The sequence below is a fragment of the Aquitalea sp. S1-19 genome (assembly GCF_024343515.1).
In genome coordinates, this window is record NZ_RJTZ01000159.1 from 1 (window position 1) to 4,001 (window position 4,001).

Consider the following 4,001-nt stretch of genomic DNA (forward strand, 5'->3'; position numbering starts at 1 on the left):
TGCGTGCCCGCTGCTCGCCCACCGTACTTTCCCATTGTGCCGCGCGCCCCTCGGGCGGGTAGTCGTGACACATAAAGAGGCGGGTGTCGTCCGGCAGGCTTAATAAGTGCTGCGCCGAGTGATAGAGTGCTGCCGCGTCGCCACCGGGAAAGTCGCAGCGGGCGCTGCCCACGTCCGGCATGAACAGCGTGTCGCCGACAAAGACGGCATCCCCGATGTGATAGGCCATATCGGCCGGGGTATGGCCCGGCACATACAGCGCCCGCGCCGTTAAGGTGCCGATGCTAAACGCCTCGCCGGCGCTAAATAGATGGTCGAACTGGCTTCCGTCACAGGCAAAGCCGGGCTCCAGATTGAAGATCCGGCTGAAGCTGGCCTGTACCTTGCCTATCTGGTCGCCGATGGCGGTCTTGCCGCCTAATTGTTGTTTGAGCCAGGCGGCGGCGGACAGATGGTCGGCATGGGCATGGGTTTCCAGTATCCAGTCTACTGTCAGTTTTTGTTCCCGGATAAAGTCGACCAGCTGCTGGGCCGAGGTGGTGCGGGTGCGGCCCGATTTGGGATCGTAGTCGAGCACCGGGTCGATGATGGCTGCGTGTCCGCCTGCCTGATCGTAAACCACATAGCTGATGGTCCAGGTCGCAGGATCGAAGAAGGCTTGTACAGGGGTTTTCATCTGGCGGCGCTCCCATTTCTGCTGGTGATAGTTAAACTATATTGAAAAACAATATATTTGTAAATATAATAAAGACTCTGTGTCAGAGGTAAGATCATGGATATGAATTTGCTGCGGGAAAATGCGTCCCGCGCTGCCGGCTTGCTGAAGAGCCTGGCCAATGAAGACAGGCTGCTGTTGCTGTGCCAGCTGGTCGATGGCGAGAAGTCGGTTTCCGAACTGGAGCGCTTGACCGGCATCCGCCAGCCAACCTTGTCACAGCAACTGGGCGTGTTGCGCAATGAGGGCTTGGTATCGACGCGGCGCGAAGGCAAGTGGATTTATTACAGTGTGGCCAGCCAGGAGGCCATGGCGATTTTGTCGTCGCTGCATGATATTTTCTGCCCGCAAGAGATGGCCGCAGATGCAAGTGCATGAAATAAAGCAATAAGAATTCATGCTTGCCGTTAACAAGGGGAAATCATCATGAGTATTGCCTGGGATGTATTCACGCCGGCAGCTGCGCTGGGCGGTGGTGTGTTGATAGGGCTGGCGGCCAGTGCTTTTGTCCTGCTGCTGGGGCGGATTGCCGGTATCAGCGGCATGCTGGGTGGCGTGCTGGAGCGCGCCGCCGACTGGCCTTTGCGTCTGGCCTTCGTGCTGGGGATCATGGCCGCGCCGCTGGCTTATGCGCTGTTTGCCGGCGCGCTGCCGGTGCCGGTCATCGAAGCATCGACACCAACCTTGCTGCTGGCCGGACTGCTGGTCGGCATCGGTACCCGTTTTGCCTCGGGCTGCACCAGTGGCCACGGCGTGTGCGGGCTGTCGCGCCTGTCACCGCGTTCGCTGGTGGCCACGATCAGCTTTATGGCGGCCGGCTTTATCACCGTCTATGTCGTCCGTCACCTCTTGGGCTGAAAACATCATGAAACCCGTCAAACTGTTTGCTGCTTTTGCCATCGGCCTGCTGTTCGGTATCGGCCTGATCGTGTCCGGCATGTCCAACCCGGCCAAGGTGCTGGGTTTTCTCGATCTGGCCGGTGCCTGGGATCCTAGCCTTGCCTTGGTGATGGCCGGTGCTATCGGTGTGGGCTTTTTCGCGTTTCGTGTGGCCGGGGGACGCAGCCACTCGCTGCTGGGTGACAAGATGCAGTTGCCGACCAGCCGCGAAATTACTTTGCGTCTGGTGCTGGGCAGTGTGTTGTTCGGTGTGGGCTGGGGGCTGGCCGGCATCTGCCCGGGGCCGGGTCTGGTGCTGGCTGGCGCGCTGATTCCGCAGGGGCTGCTGTTTGTCGGTGCGATGCTGGCCGGCATGTTGCTCTACCGCGTACTCGATCCTTTGCTGCCTTGATGCAATGAGCTTCCTCGCCCGGTTTTTGCCTCCCTGGCTCTGTCACTACCAGCGCAACTGGCTGTCCGGCGACATCAGTGCCGGTGTGGTGGTGACGCTATTGCTGGTGCCGCAGGCTCTGGCTTATGCCATGGTGGCCGGCTTGCCGCCACAAACCGGGCTGTACGCCAGTCTGGCTCCCTTGCTGATTTATGCGCTGCTCGGTCGTTCCCATGCACAGTCGGTGGGGCCGATGGCGGTCACCTCCTTGCTGGTGGCGGCGACCTTAAGCAAGCTGGCGCCGCAAGGCGGTGCCGAGTATGCGGTGCTCGCCGTCTGGCTGGCGCTATTGTCCGGCCTGATGTTGCTCTCGCTGGGCTTGCTGCGTCTGGGGCTGGTTGCTGATTTTCTGTCGCAGCCGGTGCTGGCCGGTTTTATCTCGGCTTCAGCCTTGATGATTGTGCTGTCGCAACTGGGGCCTTTGCTGGGCAGCAAGGGCGGCGGCGCGACCTTGCCTGCCTTGCTGGCCAATTTATGGGCGCAGCGCCTGTCTTTTCACTTGGGGGCCTTGTTGCTGGGCGGCAGCGCCTTGCTGTGGCTCGTGTGGTCGCGGCGCACGCTTGCGGCCGTGCTGCGATGCGTGGGTCTGGCACCGGGCGCGTCCCAGCTGGTGGTACGCGCCGCACCGGTGCTGGCCTTGCTGGCTGGAATGCTGGCCGCCGCCAATTGGGGTGCCGCCAGCGGCTTGCGCCTGGTGGGCGAGGTGCCGGCCGGCCTGCCGCCTTTGGGTCTGGCCTGGCTGCCGTGGTCGCGTCTGCCGGATCTGGTCTTGCCGGCCTTTTTTATCGCGCTGGTCAATATGGTGCAAAGCCTGTCGGTGGCGCAGATTCTGGCGTTGCCCCGGCGCGAAAGCATAGAGCCCGACCGCGAGTTGATCGCCTTGGGTGCCTGCAATATCGGCGCCGCGCTGTCCGGCGGTTTTCCGGTCACCGGCGGGCTGACGCGCTCGGTCGTCAATGCCGATGCCGGTGCCCAGACCCAGTTGTCGTCATTGATCAGCGCGCTGTTGATGACGCTGATTGTGCTGTTTGCCACCCAGGCCCTGTTTTTCCTGCCGCTGGCCGTGCTGTCCGCCACCATCGTGGCTTCGGTGCTGGCCATGATCGATTTTTCGCTATTGCGCCGTGCCTGGGCCTGCAACCGGGCCGATGCACTGGCTTTTATCGCCACCTTTGCCGCCGTGCTGCTCTTGGGGGTGGATAGCGGCATCATGATCGGCCTGCTGATTTCGCTGGGTAGCTGGATCGCCAAGAGCGGCCAGCCGCATATTGCCGAACTCGGGCGCTTGTCAGGCAGCGAGCATTTTCGCAATGTGCGCCATTTCAGCGTGGAAACCTTGCCGGGTACGGCGTTTTTGCGCGTGGACGAGAGCCTGTATTTCGGTAATGCGCGTCATGTCGAGGCTGCGCTGCTGGCCATGACTGCACCCGACATTCAGCGCGTGGTGCTGGTGATGAGCGGTGTCAACCGTATCGACTTGTCCGCCTTGCTGATGCTGGAGCGGCTGGATGAGGCCCTGGCCGCGCGCGGCGTGGTTCTGTGGCTAAGCGATATCAAGCGCCCGGTTTCCATGGTGATGGATAAGGCCGCCTTGAGTCCGCGCTTTGCCGGACGGATTTTTCTCAGTGCCAGCCAGGCCTGGCAGTCGCTTTCGCCGCAGCGGGATTACCAGATTTAGGGCGCAGGGAGTCGGGATCGGGGAGCAGGGAATCGGGAACCGGGGTGTTGACGTGATTTTGGCTTATCCGAAAACTGAAATCCGAGTCCCGAGTCCCGAGTCCCGAGTCCCGAGTCCCGAGTCCCGAGTCCCGAGTCCCGAGTCCCGATTCCCGATTCCCGATTCCCGATTCCCGAGTCCCGAGTCCCGAGTCCCGAGTCCCGAGTCCCGAGTCCCGATTCCCGATTCCCGATTCCCGATTCCCGATTCCCGATTCCCGAGTCTCATTCCCGCGTGCA

5 protein-coding genes are annotated in these 4,001 nt (G+C 61.8%); 4 read left to right on the forward strand and 1 reads right to left on the reverse strand.

Annotated features, from left to right (window positions below):
* On the reverse strand, window positions 1-676 hold a 676-nt coding region (locus tag EGI20_RS16255), incomplete at its 3' end, for an MBL fold metallo-hydrolase (RefSeq protein ID WP_498632716.1).
* A 96-nt stretch (window positions 677-772) separates the two neighbouring features.
* Between EGI20_RS16255 and EGI20_RS16260 the strand changes: the two genes are divergently transcribed.
* Genes EGI20_RS16260 through EGI20_RS16275 form a run of 4 tightly spaced genes read left to right on the forward strand, consistent with a single transcriptional unit; the run spans window position 773 to window position 3,723 of the window.
* Entirely contained in the window at window positions 773-1,093 is a 321-nt protein-coding gene (locus tag EGI20_RS16260; protein WP_498632718.1) for a metalloregulator ArsR/SmtB family transcription factor, read from the forward strand.
* Between the two features lie 48 nt (window positions 1,094-1,141).
* Window positions 1,142-1,573: a YeeE/YedE family protein gene (locus EGI20_RS16265; protein ID WP_498632720.1), complete on the forward strand. Its 432-nt coding sequence runs from the start codon at window positions 1,142-1,144 to the stop codon at window positions 1,571-1,573.
* A 7-nt stretch (window positions 1,574-1,580) separates the two neighbouring features.
* Window positions 1,581-2,006 carry a DUF6691 family protein gene (locus tag EGI20_RS16270; protein WP_498632722.1) on the forward strand — a complete coding sequence of 142 codons (426 nt, stop codon included), beginning with the start codon at window positions 1,581-1,583 and terminating at the stop codon, window positions 2,004-2,006.
* Between the two features lie 4 nt (window positions 2,007-2,010).
* On the forward strand, window positions 2,011-3,723 hold the full coding sequence (locus EGI20_RS16275) for a SulP family inorganic anion transporter (RefSeq protein ID WP_498632723.1): 1,713 nt from the start codon (window positions 2,011-2,013) through the stop codon (window positions 3,721-3,723).
* Window positions 3,724-4,001 lie beyond the last annotated feature (278 nt).

Bases quoted from the DNA above. Each gene is read 5' to 3' on its own strand.
- EGI20_RS16260 (WP_498632718.1), top strand. From the start codon at position 773: ATGGATATGAATTTGCTGCGGGAAAATGCGTCCCGCGCTGCCGGCTTG.
- EGI20_RS16265 (WP_498632720.1), top strand. From the start codon at position 1,142: ATGAGTATTGCCTGGGATGTATTCACGCCGGCAGCTGCGCTGGGCGGT.
- EGI20_RS16270 (WP_498632722.1), top strand. From the start codon at position 1,581: ATGAAACCCGTCAAACTGTTTGCTGCTTTTGCCATCGGCCTGCTGTTC.
- EGI20_RS16275 (WP_498632723.1), top strand. From the start codon at position 2,011: ATGAGCTTCCTCGCCCGGTTTTTGCCTCCCTGGCTCTGTCACTACCAG.